Consider the following 20,232-nt stretch of genomic DNA (forward strand, 5'->3'; position numbering starts at 1 on the left):
ACTTTTCCTGATCATAGACATCCGGCATGCAGGTACTGATCGTGGAGGACGAGCCCTAGTAAGCCGCACTCTTCTGCCGCTGGTCGCGCTGTCGCTGGTCGAAGCGCGGACAGAAGCGGGTTTATGGTGGCCGGATGCTTGACCTGAGCAGGCTAGACCTGGAGGAGATCGCCACCGCGCTCGCGGACCAGACCGACTACGAGCACCGATGGCTGATCAACCCGCAGACTGGCGAGATCGTGTTCTGGACGACGGACGGCGGCATCGACGGACACACGCCCGTCGACCTTGACGACCTCGACCTGGTGGGCATCGATCCGCTGCCGTCCTACGTCTGGTACCAGGACATGGCCGACTTCGCTGAGAGGATCAGTGACGCGGCGGCCGGCAGCCGGCTCGCGCGAGCTATCCAGGGCAGGGGTGCCTTCCGCCGGTTCAGGAACGAGTTGCACGAGGAGTATCCGCACCTGCTGCCGGCGTGGTCCGCCTTCCGCGACGTGCGCGCGAGGCGGCGGGCGGTTGAATGGCTGGTCGACAACTCGCTGGTCGACGAGGAGACGGGCGAGCGTTTCGTGGCCGAGCACCGAGATCCCGACCTTCCCTGAGCTGGCGCCCGCCCCGCGCGACATCCTGTACGACGAACGCACGCATCTGCCGCGGATCGAGCGCGTAGGCGGCCGGTGCGGCCATCACCGTCCGTAGCTAAGCCCGCTCGGCAGATGTGCTTTGCCGGTGTGAGTGCTTGTTAAGGGGCTACGCCCAGGGCGCGATGTATCGGCCGACGTAGTCGCGAGCACGGGGGAGCGGGTCATGCCAATACTGGTTCGGCCTGCGGTGGTGGTGCTTCTCGCAGAACTCAGCGAGACTGTCCGTGATCTTGATGCGTTCTAGCGGGTGGCCTTCGAAGTCTGTGTTGACCGCCAGCAGTTGCGGCTCAGGATTCCAGCCCGAGTGGTCGAACGCCCAGCTATCCCAGGCCGCGTAGGTGTGGAAGACCTGCCGCTCGCCCAGGAAGCGCACCGCGGTTATCTCGATGGGCCGGTCTGGATAGGAATCCCGGCAGACCCAGGCGAGGATGTGACACGCTCCGGCAGCAAAGAAGGCCTGGTCCGTCCGTTCCCATGCGACCCGCTGATCTGATCGCTCGATCCGGCGTCCGATGAAACGCTCCCGCTGCTTTGGCTGCCATAGCCCGGACGGTAGTGGATGAGCCGACGCGTCCGCTGACTGCGCAGACTCTTCCTGTCGGCGGTCTCGTCGGGCACCGTGTCTGGTGCCGGCGGTCTCGGCAGCTCGTCCAGGCGCCCGTCCCAGTACCGATCAAGGAGCTCGACTCCGGCAGCGCTCGTACGGGCCACCTCCGCGCTTGCGGCCATCCACGAACGAACGAAGGTCATCGACCAGAACGATCGTTCGGCGGGCATCAACGCGATGATGATGCCTGGCACCACGATCCGCCATCCGGATCTGCCGCCGATGGTGCGTCTCGGATAGCGAATGTGGTGCTGCGGCGTGGGTGCGCCTCAGACCGAGGGGTTCGCGTTCGGCGCGGACGGCGGCTCATGGTCGACAAAGTGGTCGCCGGCGCGTCCGCGGTCGATCAGGGTTGGTGGCATCCTGTGAACCATGAGGTCTATGTGCTCCCTCTATGTGGATGTCGGTTACCTGCTCAGTTCCGCAGCTGTCCGGGTGACCGGGACGTCGCTGCGCAGCGGGGTTCACATCGACTACGCGCCGCTGATTGACGCGCTTGTTCGGCAGGCCGAGAGGATGTCGGAGCTGTCAGTGCTGCGGGTGCACTGGTACGACTCAGCTAAGGACGGCGTGCCCGATCCCCAGCAGCAGCGCATCGGCGAGTTGCCCAAGGTCAAGTTGCGGCTCGGCCGGTTTGGCATGGACGGCCAGCAGAAGGGCGTCGACCTGCGTATTGGGCTTGACCTCGTGACGCACGCGCGCAACGGAGCCGCCGACGTCTTCATCCTCGTCTCGGGCGACGACGACCTGACCGAGGCTGTCGAGGAGGCCCAAGTTCACGGCGTACAGGTCATCCTGCTCGCCGTTCCCAACACGGAGAACAAGCCCCACGGCATCAGCCGGCATCTGATTCGGGCGGCCGACGGGCTTGAAATCCTGCCTCCGGAGACCGTTGATCAGACGGTGGCGAAGGTCGAAATGCCGCCGACGCCACCGACGCCACCGACGCCACCGACGCCACCGACGCCGCAGCCGGTGGCGGTCGCGCCGCCAGCCGGGCAACCGCAGGTCAAGGCTACGCCCAGGGACCTCGCCGGGCTGGGACATCCAGGTGCGCTCCGTCCGTCGTCATCTGTGCTCGTCTACAGCGCGGCCACCGGCCGCGAGCCGCAGGTCACGACGGAGTATGAGGACTCCGCCGAACTTGCCGAACAGATCGACTCGGTGGTCATCAACGTCCTGACGGCATTCCGCAAGTCCGCCACCGCGGAGGCGCTGGCGGAACTCAAGGCTGGGAAGCCGTCGATCCCACGCGACATCGACAAGGCATTGCTGACCGATTTGTCCGACCGCCGTGGCGAATTTGACTTGAGTGAACAGGTGCGGCACAAGCTTCGGGCGCAGTTCTGGATAAAGTATGACGAGGCGCAGTGACGCAGGTTCAGTTGGTGGGGCAACCGACGGCCACCAGTGCTGCTGAGCATTGAACCTCACTCGTCGACAGCATGTACCCGGCTCCCCCCGACGGGGGTCGTCCCCTCTCTGGGTGATTGCTGCGCCGCAGGTCACAGCTCGTCTCCGTCCTCGTCAACGGCGCTATTCGGGGGCGTTTTCCCGGCGGAGGCGGCAGAGCGGTCGAAGGCGGCCAGGACGCGGGCCGCGTAGTCGTCCGGGGTGTACGTATAAAGATTGAGTAGTGCGTCTACGACCCGGACGACCGTCGGAAGCCAGCGAGTTGGTCACCGCACTTCGACGGCCGGGTAACCGACCTGACCGCGACCCGCGACCGGTTCGGCGCGATCGTCGCCGCCGCGCGCGGCCACCGCCCCTGACCCGCCTGCGGCGGATCTACAGGCGCTCCCGGTGCGACACGGGCAGAGCGATCCGACGCCGGAGGTGGTCCCGGTTAGACGCTTCATGAGGCGATCCGTCCATAGCAGATCAGAAACAGCGCCGGGGGCTGTCCACAGCGGTCAAACTTGTCCACAGGCGACCGAGGTGAGGCGGCGGGCCGGTCCGGCGGTCAGCAGGCTCGACGGCAGCACATTCGAGCCCGACCGCTGGAGGCCGCCATGCCGCCCCGTACCCCGCTCCCACCGCACCGCCGCCTTCCCCTGCTGGTCACCGCCGACGGCGACCTGCTCGACGAGCTGCTCCGGCTCGCCGCAGCCGGTGGCACCGAGGTCGAGCTCGCCGCCGACCCCGCCGCAGCCCGCGCCCGCTGGCTGCCGGCGCCGCTCGTGCTGGTGGGCAGTGACCAGGCTCAGGCCTGCCTGCGGGCTCGGCTGCCGCGCCGGCCTCGGACGGTGCTGGTAGGCCGCTCCGGTCACCTCGACCCGGGCGCGGAGATCGCCGAGCTGATCGGGGCCGAGCACGTGGCCACGCTGCCCGCCGCGGAGCCGTGGCTGGTCGACCGGTTCGCCGAGTGCGTGCTGGACCCGGCCAGCGGTGGCGCGGCACGGATGGTCGCGGTGCTCGGCGGGCGGGGCGGCGCGGGTGCCAGCGTGCTCGCCGGCGGCCTCGCGGTCACCGCCGCCCGAGCCCGACTGCGCACCCTCCTGGTCGACGCCGACCCGCTCGGCGGCGGGCTGGACCTGGTGCTCGGCTGGGAACAGCTGGAAGGCCTGCGCTGGCCCGGACTCACCGGCACCGACGGGCGGGTCGATCCACCCTCGCTCGTCCGGGCCCTGCCCAGCCGGGGTGACCTGGTCGTGCTCTCCTGGGATCGTGGCGACCTGCTGCATCTGCCCGCCGAGGCGATGGCCGCCACGGTCGACGCCGCTCGCCGGGGCCGGGACGTCGTGGTCGCCGACCTGCCCCGGCAACTCGACGACGCATCGGTCGTGGCGTTGCAGGCGGCGGACCGGGCCCTGGTGGTCGTACCGGCCGAGCTGCGGGCCACCGCCGCCGCAGCCCGGGTGGTCGCCACAGCCGCCCCGCACTGCGCCGACCTGGCGGTGATCGTGCGCGGCCCGGCCCCGGGCCGGCTTAAGGCCACCGAGGTGGCCCGGGCACTCAACCTGCCGCTCGCTGGCACACTTCGCCCCGAGCCCGGGCTCTGTCGCGGGCTGGAGCGGGGTGAGGCGCCCGCGGCGGGCGGGAAGGGGCCGCTCGCCGCGCTCTGCCAGCGGATCGTCGGCGAGCTGACCGGCGTGCCCGCCACCGGTGCGGCATGACCGGCCCCGTCGACTCCGGCGAGCTGGCGGCCCGCGTCCGGCGCCGGTTCGCCGCCGCGGCCACTCCGGTCACCCCCGCCGCCATCGTCTCCGCCGTACGCGCCGAGCCGAGCGCCGCCGTGCTCGGTGACACCGCCCTGCTGCGCATCGCCGACCGAGTGCACGATGACCTGGTCGGCGCCGGCCCGCTCGCTCCGTTGCTGGCCGACCCGCAGGTGACCGACGTGCTGGTGAACGGCACCCGGGTCTGGGTCGACCGTGGGCAGGGGCTGCGCCAGGTGGCGGTACCGATCGGCTCCGTCGAGGACGTACGCCGGCTCGCGCAGCGCCTCACGGCGGCCGCCGGGCGCCGGCTTGACGACGCCTCCCCGTGCGCGGACGCCCGACTGCCCGACGGCACCCGGCTGCACGCCGTGCTGCCGCCGGTGGCGACCGACGGGCCGTACCTCTCCCTGCGGACCTTCCGGCAACGGCCGTTCACCCTCGAGGAACTGGTCCGGCAGGGCACCGTGCCCCGGCCGGTGGCACCGGTCCTCGCTGCCGTCGTGGCGGCCCGGCTGGCGTACCTGGTCACCGGGGGCACCGGTTCGGGCAAGACCACCCTGCTCAACACGCTGCTCGGGCTGGTGCCGACGACCGAGCGAATCGTGCTGGTCGAGGACGCCGCCGAACTGCGCCCGGTGCACCCGCACGTGATCGGCCTCCAGGCGCGTACGTCGAATGTGGAGGGCACGGGCGCGGTGGGACTGAGCGACCTGGTCCGGCAGGCGTTACGGATGCGCCCGGACCGGCTGGTGGTGGGCGAGTGCCGGGGTGGCGAGGTGGTGGACCTGCTCGCTGCCCTGAACACCGGCCATGATGGTGGAGCGGGGACGCTGCACGCCAACGCCCCGACGGACGTACCGGCCCGGCTCGAGGCGCTCGGTCTGCTCGGCGGTCTGCCCCGGGCCGCGCTGCACGCTCAGGTCGCGGCGGCACTGCAGGTGCTGCTCCAGGTTCGTCGCGGCAGCGAGGGCCGCCTGCTGGAGTCGATCAGCCTGCTGGTGCCCGAGGGGCCGGAGCGACTGGTGACCGTGGTGCCGGCCTGGGTACGTGGTCGTGGCCTCGGCCTCGCCGCTCGGGCGCTCGGGGCGCTGCTGCGGGAGCGCGGGGTCGACGTACCCCCGATCCTCTGCGCGGTCTGGCCCGGCTCGGCGGGCCCGTCGTGAGCGGCCCGGCCTGGCTGGTGACCGCGTTCCTGGTCACGGCCGCGGCGGTGGTCGCCTGGCCGCTGGGAAAAGGCCGGGCTCGGCGTCGCGCCGTCTTCGGCCCTCCGTCGCGGTCGGCTCCCGGTGGTCCGCCGCCGATTGCCGTCCACGTTCCGGCCTCCCTCGTCGTCAGGTGTCGGTCGAGCCACGGGCGGCTGTTGACGGGGCCTGCGGTGGTTCGTCGCGGTGCCCCGGCCGGGGTCGCCGGGCGGTCCTTCCCGACCAGGCCGCCCGGTCGCCGGGACCCGCGTCGTCCGGCAGCCGCGTTTCCCGACGACCTCCGCCCCGTCGCGACGCTCGTCCGGCGGGCGGCTGCCCGATCGGGCGCAGCCGGCGGCGGACGCCGTCCCCGGCGGATCGGGGCATCCGCGCCGAGGCGAACGGTGCTGCTGGCCGCCGTGGTGGGCGGTGGGTTCGGTGGTGGGTTGGCCGGCCCGGTGGCCGCGGTTGTTCTCGCGGCCTACGTCGCGCTGGGGGTGCGTGCCGTCCTGCGCCGTCACGCCGGACGGCACGCGCAGCGGGCCCGTCGGCAGAGCCTGGACCAGCTCGGCGGCCTCGCCGCCGACCTGCGGGCCGGGTTGCCGGTGACGGCCGCGCTCCGCGGTCCGCTGCCGAGGTTGTCGACATTCGGGGATCCGCTGTTGGGCTCGGTGGCACTCGGGCGGCCAGGGCCAGGATTCGTGACATTTGACGGTCCGGGGTCGGGCTCCGTGACGTTCGAGGGCTCGGGGCCGGGCTCGGCAGGGCTCGGCGCTCCGGCGCCGGGGTCGGTAGGGGTCGGCGGTCCGGCCGCCGGGGGATCGGCGTTCGGGGACACGCTGCCTGGGCGGTCGCGGGCCGGCGAGGCGTTGCCCGGGCAGCCGGCTCTCGACGGGCCCGTGCCCGGGCAGCCGGCGCTGAACCGGGTGCTGGCGACGTCTGGGGAAGCGCTCGCGACCCGGGCTGCGGTTGCCGGCCCGCCGCCGCTCGTGGACGGCCTGCCGCCGGCCCTTCCCGATAGCGCCGGTCGCCACGTCGCAGCCGATGCCGGTGGGCCCGCCCGGTCGCCGCAAGCCCCCGTTCCCGACCGCCCGGACGGGCCGACGCGGGTCGCCGAGCTGGCCCGGGCTGCCGTGCGGCTGGCCGACCGCACCGGAGCTCCCCTCGCCGAACTCCTGGAGCGAATCGAGGCCGATGCCCGGGCGGCCGACCGTGGGCTGGCCGCGGCTGCCGCCCAGGCCGCCGGTGCGCGGGCCACGGCCTGGCTGCTCGCCGCGCTGCCGCTCGGCGGCATCGGGCTCGGGTACGCCATCGGGGTCGACCCCGTCGCGGTGCTGTTGCACACGCCGGTCGGTGGCGCCAGCGCGGTCGCCGCCGTCGGACTGCAGGTCGGCGGCCTGTTGTGGGCGGAACGGCTCGGCGCGGCCCCGGGGCGGGTTGGCTGATGCCCCGGCAGGCGTTCGCGGCGTCCTGCCTGGTCGGGGCGGCGCTGCTTGTGATCGTGGCCGGCTCGCCGACCGTCCGACCAGGCCGACGTCTTCGCCGGCTGGGCCGATCGTCAGAGGGCGGGGCTGAGCGGGCGAGGCCGGCGTGGTGGCCCGATCGGACCCGGCTCGGCGCCGGGCTCGCCGGTGTGGCCGCCGCAACCGTCGTCGGCGGCTGGGCCGGCCTGCTCGTCGGGATGCTGGCCGGACTCGCGGCGGATCGCCTGCTCCGTCGGATCGAGCCGCGCGCCGTCCGGGACCGGCGACTGCGCGAGATCGCCGATTTGCCGCTCGCCGCCGACCTGCTCGCGGCGGCCCTCCGCGCCGGAGCGCCGGTCGACCGGTCGGTGCTGGCGGTCGCCGAGGCGCTGGGTGGGCCGATGGCCGACCGGCTCGGCCAGGTCGGCCGGACACTGCTGCTCGGTGGCGAGCCGGCGGAGGCGTGGTCGCAACTGCTCCCCGTGCCCGGTGCGGACCGGCTGGTGGCGGCCGCGCTCCGCTCGTCCAACAGCGGGGCCGCGCTGGCCGGCGCGCTCACCCGTCTCGCCGACGACCTGCGGGCCGACCGATTCACCGCGGCCGAGGCGGCGGCCCGCCGGGCGGGCGTGCTCATCGTGCTGCCGCTCGGGCTCTGCTTCCTGCCCGCCTTCATTCTCGCCGGTCTGGTGCCGGTGATCGTCGCCGTCCTCGGCGACGTGCTCTGAACCCACAAGAAGGGAAACGAGATGCGGAAACTCTTCGCCCGCCTGCGCGGCGACGCCGGGATGAACACCGCCGAGTACGCCGTGGGCACGCTCGCCGCGGTGGCCTTCGCCGGCATCCTGCTCAAGGTGCTCACCTCCGGCAACGTGCAGTCCGCGCTCACCGCCGTCATCGACCGGGCACTGAAGTGACCGGGCGCCGGCCGGCCGGCCACCGATCGTCGGCCGGGCAGCGGACCGTCGGGTCGGAACGTGGCTCGTTCACCGCCGAACTGGCGGCCGGCCTGCCGGCGCTGGTCCTGCTGCTGCTCACCGGCCTCACCGCCGTCAACGCGGTGACCACGAGGAGCGGTTGCCTGGACGCCGCCCGGGAGGCGGCGCTCGCCGCCTCCCGGGGCGAGAACGGAACGGCCACCGGTGCGCGGTACGCACCGCCCGGCGCGGACGTCGCGGTCACCGTCATCGGCGATCGCGTCACCGCCACGGTCCGCGTACCGGTCCGCACCCTGGGGGCGCGGCTGCCCCGGATCACGGTGTCCGCCACCGCGATCGCCGCCGTCGAACCCGGTGCCCCGGCACCACGACCGTGACGGCGGTAGGCGCGTCCCGGGCGAACCGGGCCGGCGCGGCCACGGATCGCGGCGGCGCCACGATCTGCCTGCTCGCCGTAGGGCTGGTGTTCGTCCTGGTAGGTCTGTTCGGCGCGGCGCTCGGCGCCGCCCGGACGGCCCGGCAGCAGGCCCGGGTAGCGGCCGACTTCGGGGCGCTCGCCGGCGCCGGCCGGGCACTCGAAGGGGAGGCGGCGGCCTGCGGGACGGCCGGGAAACTGGTCGGCCTGAACGGCGCGCGGCTCTCCGCGTGCCGTCTCGACGGGATGGACGTGCTGGTCACAGCGGAGGTCACGGTCACGCCGTTGCCCTGGCTGACCCGCACCGCCACGGCGACCTCCCGGGCCGGCCCGATCCGAGGCTGACCGCTCCGGGTCGGCCCGCCGGGCCGCCCACGGGCCGGGTCGGTCGGGGCGCGGCGAGCTGCCGCGCCCCCGGACCGATTACGGCTCAGCGGGACTGGAGGGCGTCCAGGCCGACCGCCATGGCGATGACGAGTCGCCGGTCGATCTGCGGGTTCTGGATCTCCACCACGTACCGGTCGCGCAGGCCCCACTTCTTGACGACCGAGAACACCGGCTGACCCCCGGCGACGAAGTCGAAGTGGTACGGCAGCCAGGACAGCGAGTCGACGAAGCGGCGCAGCAGCGCCACCGGCAGGCTCCGCTCCTGGCCCGTGATCTGCGGCAGGCCGGCCTGTTCAACGTGCCACGTCGACCGCAGCAGCGACTGGGCGAAGTCCTTGCGGAACAGCCCGATCGGGTTGGCGGCGTGGTCGGTCACGTCGTACGTGGCGCCGAGGTCGAGCCGCTGACGGGCCTTGAAGCCGAGCAGCGGGGTCTGCTTGGAGTCGTCGGTGTAGATGGTCACCTGCTCCTTGAAGGCGAGCCGCTTCTGCTGCGCGAACGCGAGCAGCTCGCCCTCCGAACCGTCCGGCGCCACCGCGCGGACCTCGTACTGGTTGACCATCATCCGGATCCGCTGGCGGATGAAGAACTGGTGCTGGGTCTGCAAGGTGTCGAGCTGCATGCGATCTCCTTCGAGGGGTAACGCCGGAGTCTCGCACAGCCGGGCCCTCAGCGTCCGCCCTCGATGGTCGCCTTCATCGCCCAGGCGTTGAGCACCTGGTCAGCCGGGACGGCTGCCACAACGGCGAGGTGGCCCTTTCCGGCACGCCGGACACCGCGACATCGCCGAAGCCGAGTCGATCACCCCGCCCGCGAGCCCCGAGCACGCCGCGAGGCGGCCAGGTCGCGTCGGTCGTCGCGCTAAGGGTGGTCGAGGACCCGCTCGTCCTGCCGCGGCAGGGCGGGAGCCGGCGCCACCGGGGCGTCGCCGTCGGGCGACATCGGCAGTGCGGAGGCACTGCCCGTCGGGTCGTCGTCCTTGGGCGGAAGGTTGGCGAGGACCACGTCGAGGACCCGCACCGCGTCGGACTTGGACAGCGGGTTGTTGCCGTTGCCGCACTTCGGGGACTGCACGCAGGACGGGCAGCCCGACTCGCAGCCGCACTCGGCGATCGCGTCGCGGGTGGCGCGGAGCCAGGCCGCCGCCGTCCCGTACGCCCGCTCGGCGAAACCGGCTCCGCCGGGGTGCCCGTCGTAGACGAAGACGGTGGGCGCCTCGGTGTCGGGGTGCACGGCGGTGGAGAGCCCGCCGATGTCCCAGCGGTCGCAGGTGGCCATCAGCGGCAGCAGGCCGATCGCGGCGTGCTCGGCGGCGTGCAGCGCACCCGGAATGTCGGCGGCCTCCACTCCGGCGGCGGCCAGCGACTCGGGCGAGAGCGTGAACCAGACCGCGACGGTACGCAGCTCCCGGGCGGGCAGGTCCAGCGGCCGGGTGTCGATCACCTCGCCGGAGGCGATCCGACGGCGCTGGTACGACACGACCTGGCTGGTCACGTCCACCTCGCCGAGGAAGAGCCCGAGCGGCCCGGCGTCCACGTACGACCGGACCGACACCACCGACAGCGAGGTGACGTCGCGGGCGTGGGTGGACCAGTCCGGCTCCTCGGCGTGCACCAGCGCGCACCCGTCGGCCAGGTCGAGCGAGTCGACCACGTACGAGACGCCCTGGTGCAGGTAGACCGCGCCGGGGTGGATGAGGAAGTGCGACGAGCCGCCGTCGACGGTGCCGAGCAGCCGCCCGGTGGACGCCTCGACCACGCAGACCGGTGCGCCGCCCTCGCCGCGCAGGTCGACGTCGGGGCGTTCCCGATGCCGCCAGTACCACCCGGTGGGCCGCTGCCGCAGCGCGCCGGCCTCGACGAGCGAGTCGACCGCCTCCTTCGCGCCGTCGCCGAACAGTTCCAGGTCGGCCGGGGTGAGCGGGGCCTCGGCCGCGGCGCAGGCGAGCTGCGGGGCGAGGACGTACGGGTTGGCCGGGTCGAGCACGGTCGCCTCGACGGGCCGCCCGAACAGCGCCTCCGGGTGGTGGACCAGGTAGGTGTCGAGTGGGTCGTCCCGGGCCACCAGCACGGCCAGGGCCTCGTCGCCGGAGCGGCCGGCCCGGCCGGCCTGCTGCCAGAGCGACGCCCGGGTGCCGGGCCAGCCGCAGATCAGCACCGCGTCGAGCCCGACCAGGTCGACGCCGAGTTCGAGGGCGTTGGTGGAGGCGAGGCCGAGCAGGTCGCCGTGCAGCAGGGCCCGTTCCAGCTCGCGCCGTTCCTCGCGCAGGTAGCCGGCCCGGTAGGCGGCCACCCGGTCGCCGAGCCCGGGGACCGCTTCGTCCAGGGCACGCCGGGCGGTCGCGGCCACCACCTCGGCGCCCTTGCGAGAGCGGATGAAGGCGAGGGTGCGTACCCCCTCGGCGACGCTGTCGGCGAGCAGGTCGGCCGTTTCCCGCAGCGCCGACCGCCGGACCGGCGCGAGGTCCACGGCCTCGGACGCGGGATCACGAGGCAGCAGCGGCGGCTCCCAGAGCGCGAAGGTCACCCCGCCGCGCGGGGACGTGTCCTCGGTGACGGCGGCCACCGGCAGGCCGGTGAGCCGCCCGGCCGCCGTCGCCGGGTCACCCGACGTCGCCGAGGCCAGCACGAAGACGGGGGTACGACCGAAGCGGGCGCACTGCCGGCGCAGCCGGCGCAGCACGTGCGCCACGTGCGAGCCGAACACGCCGCGGTAGGTGTGGCACTCGTCGATCACCACGTACGCCAGCCGGCGCAGGAAGCCGGACCAGTGCGCGTGCCCGGGCAGGATGCCGTGGTGCAGCATGTCCGGGTTGGTCAGCACGAACCGGGAGTGCCGGCGGATCCACTCCCGCTCGGCGCGCGGGGTGTCCCCGTCGTAGCAGGCGGGGCGTACCCCGTCGAGTTCCAGGCCGGCGACGGCGCGTAACTGGTCGGCGGCGAGCGCCTTGGTCGGCGCCAGGTAGAGCACGGTGGCGCGCGGGTCGGCGAGCAGGGTGCTCAGCGCGGGGAGCTGGTACGCCAGCGACTTGCCGGACGCGGTGCCGGTGGCCACCACGACGTGCTGCCCGGCGTATGCCAGCTCGGCGGCCTCGGCCTGGTGCCGCCAGGGGGCGACCACGCCGCGGCGGGCGAACGCCGCCCGCAGTTCCGCCGGGGCCCAGGCCGGCCAGGGTGCCGGCTCGCCGGTGCTGGCCGGCACCCGCTCGACGTGGGTGACCGGGTCGGCGGTGTGCCGCGCGCGTAGCCGACGCAGCAGCTCGGCCGGCGGTCGCCCGGGGCCGGTGCCTGCGGATACGGTGGCGGCGGACGACGGCTTCAGGTCGTGGCGCGGCGCCAGACGCGCCGAGCTGAAGCCGTCGTAAGTCACGTCCTGCACTCTCGCACTGGTGTTCGGAATTGGGAACCCGGGGCGGTGGGTATGGGGAGCCTTCGCCGGTGACCCGGCAGGGGTCCGGTGGGCGGGATGGTTAGATGCCCAGGAGAGTCTACGAGGAGGACCGATGGAGCTGTCGCTGGCGACCCGCACCGTGGGGGAGCACACGGTGCTCGAGGTCGGCGGTGAGGTGGACGTCTACACCGCGCCGCGGCTGCGGGAACGGCTCCTGGAACTGATCGACGGCGGGGCCCGCCGGGTCGTGGTGGACCTGGGCCGGGTGGACTTCCTCGACTCGACCGGGCTCGGCGTGCTGGTCGGCGCCCTCAAGCGGCTCCGCTCGGCGGATGGCTCGTTCGCCCTGGTCTGCGACAAGGAGCCGCTGCTCAAGATCTTCCGGATCACCGCGCTGGACCAGGTCTTCCCGCTGCACCCCACGGTCGACGCGGCGATCAGCGCCGACCCGACCGGCGCCAGCGCGTGATGGCGACCGTCAAGCTCTCGTTCTCGCCCGCCCCGGTGCACGTGCGCACCGCCCGCCTGGTCGGCGTCGCGGTGGCCCGCCGGGCCGGGGTACGCGAGGACCTGCTGGACGAGGTGCGCCTGGCCATCGGTGAGGCGTGCACCCGGGCGGTGGCCCTGCACCGGCAGTACGGCCTGCACGATCCGGTGCTGGTGGAGATGTCGGACTCCGGGGCGTACTCGGTGCGGGTGGTGGACCGGGCTCCGATCGAGGCGAGCATCGGCCTGGCCGCGCTGCCCCCGGACGAGTTGGCCAAGGAGTCGCTCAGCGAGGACGCGCTGACCACCGGCGTCGGCTTCGCCCTGCTCGCCGGCTTCGTCGAGGATCTCCAGGTCCGCCCGGTCGACGAGGGCATCGGCACCGAGGTCCGGATGGTGTGGCCGGTCGGCCGCTGACCTGACAGTTCGTCCCGCAGGCCGCGTTCCCGCTCGGGAGCGCGGCCTCGTCGTGCTGGTCGGCCCATATATCAGATATTTCCTCATAACACAGTTACGAAGATCATCGAGACAGGGTGCCCCCTCGGTGTGACCTCCAACACTGCGGAGGGCTACAGTACCCGGGTTGTCAGCAAGTGACCCGTCCCGCAGCCAGCAGGAATGGGTGTTCATCGCTGGTCCGCGGTGGTGGGTTGGCGCGCTGGCGAGTTCGCATCCAGGCGTCGGCCCGTGCGTCTCCACGGCCGGCGCGAGTGTTCGGTACAGGAGGACATAGATGTCCGGGACCTTGGCCGCCGACGGCGGCGCACTGTCCCTTACCGGAGCCAACACGACGTACGTCGTCATCGCCGCGGTCATCGCGCTGGTGGCGCTCGTCTTCGCCGCCGCCTTGACCAAGGCCGTGCTGGCAGCCGGTAAGGGCACCACCAACATGCAGGAGATCTCCGGGGCGGTGCAGGAGGGCGCTTCGGCGTACCTGCTGCGGCAGTTCCGGACCCTGGCGATCTTCGTGGTGATCGCCGTCGTGCTGCTCTTCCTGCTGCCGGTGCACGACACCGACGGCAACCAGACCCTGGTGAAGATCGGCCGGTCGGCCTTCTTCGTGGTGGGTGCCCTGTTCAGCGCGTTCATCGGCGGCGCCGGCATGTGGCTGGCCACCCGCGCCAATCTGCGGGTCGCCGCGGCGGCCCGGGAGCGCGAAGGCGGCCGCGAGGGCGCCATGAAGATCGCCTTCCGGACCGGTGGCGTGGTCGGCTTCCTCACCGTCGGCCTCGGCCTCTTCGGTGCGGCGCTGGTCGTCATCCTCTTCCGGGGGGACGCGCCGACCGTGCTGGAGGGCTTCGGCTTCGGCGCCGCGCTGCTCGCCATGTTCATGCGGGTCGGCGGCGGCATCTTCACCAAGGCCGCCGACGTCGGCGCCGACCTGGTCGGCAAGGTCGAGCAGGGCATCCCCGAGGACGACCCGCGCAACGCCGCCACCATCGCCGACAACGTCGGCGACAACGTCGGCGACTGCGCCGGCATGGCCGCCGACCTCTTCGAGTCGTACGCGGTCACCCTGGTCGCCGCGCTGATCCTGGGCCGGGCCGCGTTCGGCGAGGACGGCCTGGTCTTCCCGCTGATCATCTCCACCATCGGCGTGCTGGTCGCGATCGTCGGCGTCTTCATCACCCGGCTGCGCGCCAGCGACCGCAACGGCCTGACCGCGATCAACCGGGCCTTCTACATCTCGGCGGTGCTCTCCGCGGTGCTGGTGGCGATCGCCGCCTACGCCTACCTGCCGGCGACCTTCGCCGGGCTGGAGGGTGGCCTGACCGACGTCGACCGGAACCCGCGGCTGGTGGCCATCGGCGCGGTGATCATCGGTATCGTGCTGGCCGCCGCGATCCAGGCGCTGACCGGCTACTTCACCGAGACCAACCGGCGCCCGGTGCAGGACATCGGCAAGAGCTCGCAGACCGGTGCGGCCACCGTCATCCTCGCCGGCATCAGCATCGGCCTGGAGTCCGCGGTCTACTCCGCGCTGCTGATCGGCGCGGGTGTGTTCGGCGCGTTCCTGCTCGGCGGCAGCTCCATCACGCTCTCGCTCTTCGCGGTCGCGCTGGCCGGTACCGGCCTGCTCACCACCGTCGGCGTGATCGTCGCGATGGACACCTTCGGCCCGATCTCCGACAACGCCCAGGGCATCGCGGAGATGTCCGGCGACATCGACGAGCACGGCGCGCGCACGTTGACCGAGCTGGACGCGGTCGGCAACACCACCAAGGCGATCACCAAGGGCATCGCGATCGCCACCGCGGTCCTCGCGGCGACCGCGCTGTTCGGCTCGTACACCGACACGCTGCGCAGCTCGTACGAGGACGCGGGGGTCGGCGACGCCGGGGCCGAGATCCTGAACGCGCTGAACGTGGCCAACCCGCGCAACCTGGTCGGCCTGATCATCGGCGCGGCGGTGGTCTTCCTCTTCTCCGGCCTGGCCATCAACGCGGTCTCGCGGTCGGCCGGCGCGGTCGTGATGGAGGTCCGCCGGCAGTTCCGCGAGCTGCCCGGGATCATGGACCGCACCCAGCGCCCCGAGTACGGCAAGGTGGTCGACATCTGCACCCGGGACGCGCAGCGCGAGCTGATGACCCCCGGCCTGCTGGCCATCCTGGCGCCGATCGCGGTCGGCTTCGGCCTCGGCCCGGGCGCCCTGGCGTCCTACCTGGCCGGTGCGATCGGGGCGGGCACGCTGATGGCGGTCTTCCTGGCCAACTCCGGTGGCGCCTGGGACAACGCGAAGAAGCTGGTCGAGGACGGCGCGTACGGCGGCAAGGGCTCCGACTCGCACGCCGCGACCGTCATCGGTGACACCGTCGGCGACCCGTTCAAGGACACCGCCGGCCCGGCGATCAACCCGCTGATCAAGGTGATGAACCTGGTCTCACTGCTGATCGCGCCGGCCGTGGTGGCCTGGAGCGTGGGCGACGACCGGAACACCCCGCTGCGGGTGACGCTCGCCGTGGTCGCCGCACTGATCATCGTGGCGGCCGTGGTGTTCAGCAAGCGCAAGGGCGTCGCGATGGCGGACACCGGCACCGGCACCGACGCCGGCGCGGGCAGCCAGGAGGAGCGTCCGGAGCCGATCAACGCCTGAGGGCCGGCCGGCAGCGGTTCCCGGTCGGCGGACGCCGGCCGGGAACCATCCTTCTCCCGTCCATCGGTGAAACCTGACCGGTGGCAGTTCCACCGGAAGGCCGTACGCTGCTTCGCATGCGTACGCGCCGGGCGGCAACCGCCGGAAAGCTCACGGTGGTGCTGGCCACGCTCGCCCTCGTCCTCGCCGGCTGCGGCGGTCCGAGCCCCCGGGTCTGGGCCGCCTCGGTCTGCGAGGCGCTCACCCCGTGGCGCGCCGAGATCAACAAGCTGACCAGCAGCACCCAGCAGCAGATGACCGCGCAGACCACCCCGGCGCAGGCCAAGGAGAACCTGGTCCGGCTCTTCGCGGGCGCCGAGCAGGCCAGCGAGACCGCCCGCCGCAAGGTCGAGCAGGCCGGGGTGCCGGAGACCGACCACGGCGCGGAGATCTCCGCCGGCTTCCGGGCCTCGCTGAGCAAGGTCCGGGACGCCTACGGTCGGGCCCGGGACACCATCGACGGACTGGACACCGGGGAGGCCAAGGCCTTCTACGACGGGGTCCGGGCCGCGGTGGAGACGCTCAACAAGGAGTACGACGCGAGCGCGCTGGACACCGGCAAGCTCAGCTCCACCGAACTCAAACAGGCCTTCGACGAGGTCCCGGAGTGTCGCTGACGCCACCCTTCCCCGATCCGGTCCGGCAGCTCTCGCTGTTCTCCACCGAGGCGGCCGACCCGTCCCTGGCGGACCTGGCGGGCCTGCTCGCCGGGCCGGCGGAGGTGGTCCGGATGGGCGGGACGGCCCGGCTGTCGGTGGTGGTCGACGCCGCCTGGCGGGTGCACGTGCTGGTGGCCGAGCTGGCCGCGCGCGGGGTGCCGGCGAGCTGGGAGCCGACCGAGGACGGCCGGCACCTGGTCCGCACCGCGTACGCCAGCACCCTGGCCCCGCTCGCGGTGGCCTGGTTGCGCGGCGCCGGGAAGCGACCGCCGGCCGGGTTCCACCTCAACGGGCGCCGGCTGCGGCTGTGGCTCGCCGCCGCCGGGGCCGCTGACCCACCCGGCTTCCTCCTCCGGCTCGGCGTCGGGGACCAGTCCTGCTGGCCGCAGGTGCGGGCGGCGCTGGCCGCGGTCGGCCTGGCCGGGGCGCTCCTCGACCCGGGGGCGGGCGGGCCGGCGTACCGGATCACCGGACGGCGGCGGCTGGCCCGGCTGGCCGAGCTGGTGGGTGACCGGCCACCCGCCGCGCCCGCGGCGGACTGGCCGGGCGGCGCAGCCTGAGCCCGCCCGGGTGGGTCCGGGCGGCCGTCGCGCCGGGCCCGCAACCCCCGTGGGCTGTCCGATCTCGGACACCGCCCGCCCGGCGGTTTGTCCAGGAAAACGGACCGGTGACGCCTCGGCCGAGGGTCCGTGATCGTCACAGTGGCCCGCTCCCCGCCCCACTCGCGGTGTACGGTGGCGCCGTCCGGCGGGAGTCTCCGCGTGGCCGGGCCGGCGGCCGCCACGTACCGACCGGTTTGCCGCCCGCGAAACCCGAAACGCGGCCGGCGCGTTACGTTGGACATCCGGACCGGCGGTGGTCCGGCCGGTGCAACACGGCCCGAAACGGGCATGGAGCAGGAGTGAGGTCGGAGAGAGACGTGCCGAGCAACGCTGGAACCACCCGTCTGGTCATCGTCGAGTCACCGGCGAAGGCCAAGACGATCTCGGGCTACCTCGGCCCGGGATACGTCGTGGAGGCCAGCTTCGGCCACGTCCGGGACCTCCCGCGCAACGCCGCCGACGTGCCGGCCAAGTACAAGGGCGAGCCGTGGGCCCGGCTCGGGGTGGACGTCGACAACGGCTTCCACGCCCTCTACGTGGTCTCCGCCGACCGGAAGCAGCAGATCAGCAAGCTGGTGAAGCTGGCCAAGGAGGTCGACGAGATCTTCCTGGCGACGGATGAGGACCGCGAGGGCGAGGCGATCGCCTGGCACCTGGTGGAGACCCTCAAGCCCAAGGTGCCGGTCAGGCGGATGGTCTTCCACGAGATCACCAAGCCGGCGATCCAGGCCGCCGTGGCCAACCCGCGCGAGATCGACCGGGACCTGGTCGACGCGCAGGAGGCCCGCCGCATCCTCGATCGGCTGTACGGCTACGAGGTCTCCCCGGTGCTGTGGAAGAAGGTCATGCCGAAGCTCTCGGCGGGCCGGGTGCAGTCCGTGGCGACCCGGATCGTGGTCGAGCGGGAGCGCCAGCGGATGGCCTTCCGCACCGCCGAGTACTGGGACATCCTGGCCACGCTGGCCGTCGCGAACGCCGGCGAGGGGCCGCGCACCTTCAACGCCACCCTGATCGCGCTGAACGGCGACCGGATCGCCACCGGCAAGGACTTCGAGCCGACCACGGGCCGGGTGCGGGCCGGGGCCGGCGTGGTGCACCTCGACGAGGGCGGGGCCAGGGGTCTCGCCGCCCGGCTGGCGGGGCGGCCGTTCACGGTCACCCGGGTCGAGGAGAAGCCCTACCGCCGGCGCCCGTACGCGCCGTTCATCACCTCCACGCTGCAACAGGAGGCGGCCCGCAAGCTGCGGTTGTCGTCGCAGCAGACGATGCGCACCGCGCAGCGGCTGTACGAGAACGGCTACATCACCTACATGCGTACCGACTCGGTGAACCTGTCGGAGACCGCCATCGCGGCGGCCCGCCGGCAGATCGTCGAGCTGTACGGCGAGCGCAGCGTGCCGCCGGAGCCGCGCCGCTACACCGGCAAGGTGAAGAACGCGCAGGAGGCGCACGAGGCGATCCGCCCGGCGGGGGACAACTTCCGCACCCCGGGCGAGGTGGCCAAGGAGCTGTCGGCCGAGGAGTTCAAGCTCTACGAGCTGATCTGGCGGCGCACCATCGCCTCGCAGATGACCGACGCGGTCGGCTCCAGCGTCTCGGTGCGCATCCGCGCGGTCACCTCCTCGGGCGAGGAGGCCGACTTCGGCGCCACCGGCAAGACCATCACCGACCCGGGCTTCCTCCGCGCCTACGTCGAGTCCAGCGACGACGAGAACGCCGAGGCCGAGGACGCCGAGCGCCGGCTGCCCACCCTGGTCAAGGACCAGCCGCTGACCGCCGAGGAGCTGGCCGCGCAGGGGCACCACACCCAGCCGCCGTCGCGCTACACCGAGGCGTCCCTGGTCAAGGCGCTGGAGGAGCTGGGCATCGGCCGCCCGTCGACGTACGCGTCGATCATGCAGACCATCCAGGACCGCGGCTACGTGACCAAGCGCGGCCAGGCGATGATCCCCACCTTCCTGGCGTTCGCGGTGATCGGGCTGCTGGAGCGGCACTACCCGCGCCTGATCGACTACGACTTCACCGCCAGCATGGAGAACGAGCTGGACGAGATCGCCGGCGGGGAGCACGCCGCCGTCGACTTCCTCAGCTCCTTCTACTTCGGCAGCACCAACGGCACCGGCGATCGGGCCATCGCGCACGCGGGTGGGCTGAAGAAGCTGGTCACCGAGAACCTCAGCGAGATCGACGCGCGCAGCGTCAACTCGATCCCGCTCTTCACCGACGACGAGGGGCGTGAGGTCGTCGTCCGGGTCGGCCGGTACGGGCCGTACCTCCAGCGGGCGGTGCCCGGCGAGCAGCCGGCGGCCCCGGCGGAGGGCGAGGAGGGCGGCGGCCAGGGCGACCGGGCCCCGATCCCCGAGGGGCTGGCCCCCGACGAGCTGACCCCGGAGAAGGTGCACGAGCTCTTCCTCGGCGGCGGCGGCGAGCGCAAGCTCGGCGACGACCCGACGACCGGCGAGCCGATCCTGCTCAAGTCCGGCCGGTTCGGCCCGTACGTGGCCAGCGGCGAGCGGAAGTCGTCGCTGCTGCGCTCGCAGACGCCGGACTCGCTCACCCTCGACGAGGCGCTGAAGCTGCTCAGCCTGCCCCGGCTGGTCGGCGTCGCCCCGGACGGCGTGGAGGTCTTCGCCAACAACGGCCGCTACGGCCCGTACGTCAAGCGCGGTGACGAGTTCCGCTCGCTGGACTCGGAAGAGAAGATGTTCACCGTCACGCTGGACGAGGCCCTGGCCCTGCTGGCCGCCCCGAAGAAGGGCCAGCGTCGGGCCGCGGCGCCCCCGCTGCGCGAGATGGGCAACGACCCGCTCACCGAGAAGCCGCTGGTCATCAAGGACGGCCGGTTCGGGCCGTACGTCACTGACGGGGAGACCAACGCGTCCCTGCGGCGGGCCCAGACCCCGGAGGCGCTGACCCTGGAAGAGGCCTCCGAGATGCTCGCGGAGAAGCGGGCCAAGGGGCCGGCGCCGAAGAAGAAGGCGGCGGCGAAGAAGGCCGCCCCGGCCAAGAAGACCGCGGCGAAGAAGACCGCCGCGGCCGCCAAGTCGACGGCCGCCAAGAAGACCACCACGGCCAAGGCGACCACGGCGAAGAAGGCCCCGGCCAGGAAGGCGGCGCCGAAGAAGGCAGCCGCCGCCAGCCCCGTCGAGGAGTGACGGTCGCCGGC

Annotated in this window: 18 protein-coding genes; 15 read left to right on the plus strand and 3 right to left on the minus strand. The window is 72.9% G+C overall.

Annotated features, from left to right (window positions below):
* Positions 1-134 precede the first annotated feature (134 nt).
* On the plus strand, positions 135-605 hold the full coding sequence (locus ACFOYX_RS31560; RefSeq protein WP_322441079.1) for a UPF0158 family protein: 471 nt from the start codon (positions 135-137) through the stop codon (positions 603-605).
* 148 nt (positions 606-753) lie between these two features.
* Here the strand turns inward: ACFOYX_RS31560 and ACFOYX_RS31565 are convergent, their stop codons facing one another.
* Complete coding sequence (locus tag ACFOYX_RS31565) at positions 754-1,020, minus strand: hypothetical protein (protein ID WP_322441078.1); 267 nt, start codon at positions 1,018-1,020, stop codon at positions 754-756.
* Positions 1,021-1,635: 615 nt separating this feature from the next.
* Between ACFOYX_RS31565 and ACFOYX_RS31570 the strand changes: the two genes are divergently transcribed.
* From ACFOYX_RS31570 to ACFOYX_RS31605, 8 genes are all read left to right on the plus strand, one after another.
* Positions 1,636-2,628 carry an NYN domain-containing protein gene (locus ACFOYX_RS31570; protein ID WP_322441077.1) on the plus strand — a complete coding sequence of 331 codons (993 nt, stop codon included), beginning with the start codon at positions 1,636-1,638 and terminating at the stop codon, positions 2,626-2,628.
* A gap of 638 nt (positions 2,629-3,266) precedes the next feature.
* Positions 3,267-4,370, plus strand: coding sequence for a septum site-determining protein Ssd (gene ssd, locus ACFOYX_RS31575; RefSeq protein WP_322441076.1), 1,104 nt, complete (start codon positions 3,267-3,269; stop codon positions 4,368-4,370).
* Positions 4,367-5,578 carry a TadA family conjugal transfer-associated ATPase gene (locus ACFOYX_RS31580; protein WP_322441075.1) on the plus strand — a complete coding sequence of 404 codons (1,212 nt, stop codon included), beginning with the start codon at positions 4,367-4,369 and terminating at the stop codon, positions 5,576-5,578. The genes ssd and ACFOYX_RS31580 overlap by 4 nt, the downstream gene beginning before the upstream one ends.
* Before the next feature lie 422 nt (positions 5,579-6,000).
* Positions 6,001-7,041 carry a hypothetical protein gene (locus ACFOYX_RS31585; RefSeq protein ID WP_322441074.1) on the plus strand — a complete coding sequence of 347 codons (1,041 nt, stop codon included), beginning with the start codon at positions 6,001-6,003 and terminating at the stop codon, positions 7,039-7,041.
* Entirely contained in the window at positions 7,041-7,784 is a 744-nt protein-coding gene (locus ACFOYX_RS31590) for a type II secretion system F family protein (protein WP_322441073.1), read from the plus strand. Before ACFOYX_RS31585 ends, ACFOYX_RS31590 begins: the two co-directional genes overlap by 1 nt.
* 21 nt (positions 7,785-7,805) lie before the next feature.
* Positions 7,806-7,973, plus strand: coding sequence for a DUF4244 domain-containing protein (locus tag ACFOYX_RS31595; RefSeq protein ID WP_088997060.1), 168 nt, complete (start codon positions 7,806-7,808; stop codon positions 7,971-7,973).
* Complete coding sequence (locus ACFOYX_RS31600) at positions 7,970-8,371, plus strand: TadE family type IV pilus minor pilin (protein WP_322441072.1); 402 nt, start codon at positions 7,970-7,972, stop codon at positions 8,369-8,371. Before ACFOYX_RS31595 ends, ACFOYX_RS31600 begins: the two co-directional genes overlap by 4 nt.
* Positions 8,368-8,754, plus strand: a complete 387-nt coding sequence (locus tag ACFOYX_RS31605; RefSeq protein ID WP_322441071.1) for an Rv3654c family TadE-like protein — start codon at positions 8,368-8,370, stop codon at positions 8,752-8,754. The genes ACFOYX_RS31600 and ACFOYX_RS31605 overlap by 4 nt, the downstream gene beginning before the upstream one ends.
* 85 nt (positions 8,755-8,839) lie before the next feature.
* Here the strand turns inward: ACFOYX_RS31605 and ACFOYX_RS31610 are convergent, their stop codons facing one another.
* Both ACFOYX_RS31610 and ACFOYX_RS31615 read right to left on the minus strand, forming a co-directional pair.
* The gene (locus tag ACFOYX_RS31610) at positions 8,840-9,418 is read right to left on the minus strand and encodes a hypothetical protein (protein WP_322441070.1); all 579 of its coding nucleotides are present in this window, start codon (positions 9,416-9,418) and stop codon (positions 8,840-8,842) included.
* Between the two features lie 239 nt (positions 9,419-9,657).
* Positions 9,658-12,135, minus strand: a complete 2,478-nt coding sequence (locus ACFOYX_RS31615; RefSeq protein WP_377534669.1) for a DEAD/DEAH box helicase — start codon at positions 12,133-12,135, stop codon at positions 9,658-9,660.
* 163 nt (positions 12,136-12,298) lie between these two features.
* Between ACFOYX_RS31615 and ACFOYX_RS31620 the strand changes: the two genes are divergently transcribed.
* From ACFOYX_RS31620 to topA, 6 genes are all read left to right on the plus strand, one after another.
* Positions 12,299-12,655: an STAS domain-containing protein gene (locus ACFOYX_RS31620; RefSeq protein ID WP_322441068.1), complete on the plus strand. Its 357-nt coding sequence runs from the start codon at positions 12,299-12,301 to the stop codon at positions 12,653-12,655.
* Entirely contained in the window at positions 12,655-13,089 is a 435-nt protein-coding gene (locus ACFOYX_RS31625) for an ATP-binding protein (protein ID WP_322441067.1), read from the plus strand. The genes ACFOYX_RS31620 and ACFOYX_RS31625 overlap by 1 nt, the downstream gene beginning before the upstream one ends.
* A 316-nt stretch (positions 13,090-13,405) precedes the next feature.
* Entirely contained in the window at positions 13,406-15,766 is a 2,361-nt protein-coding gene (locus ACFOYX_RS31630) for a sodium-translocating pyrophosphatase (RefSeq protein WP_322441066.1), read from the plus strand.
* A gap of 116 nt (positions 15,767-15,882) precedes the next feature.
* Complete coding sequence (locus ACFOYX_RS31635) at positions 15,883-16,422, plus strand: hypothetical protein (protein WP_109801713.1); 540 nt, start codon at positions 15,883-15,885, stop codon at positions 16,420-16,422.
* Positions 16,413-17,024, plus strand: a complete 612-nt coding sequence (locus ACFOYX_RS31640) for a hypothetical protein (protein ID WP_322441065.1) — start codon at positions 16,413-16,415, stop codon at positions 17,022-17,024. The genes ACFOYX_RS31635 and ACFOYX_RS31640 overlap by 10 nt, the downstream gene beginning before the upstream one ends.
* A 359-nt stretch (positions 17,025-17,383) precedes the next feature.
* Positions 17,384-20,221 (plus strand): type I DNA topoisomerase, encoded by a 2,838-nt coding sequence (gene topA / locus ACFOYX_RS31645; RefSeq protein ID WP_322441139.1) that lies wholly within the window; start codon positions 17,384-17,386, stop codon positions 20,219-20,221.
* Positions 20,222-20,232 lie beyond the last annotated feature (11 nt).

The organism is Micromonospora sp. GCM10011541, assembly GCF_042650725.1.
Classification (GTDB): domain Bacteria; phylum Actinomycetota; class Actinomycetes; order Mycobacteriales; family Micromonosporaceae; genus Micromonospora; species Micromonospora sicca.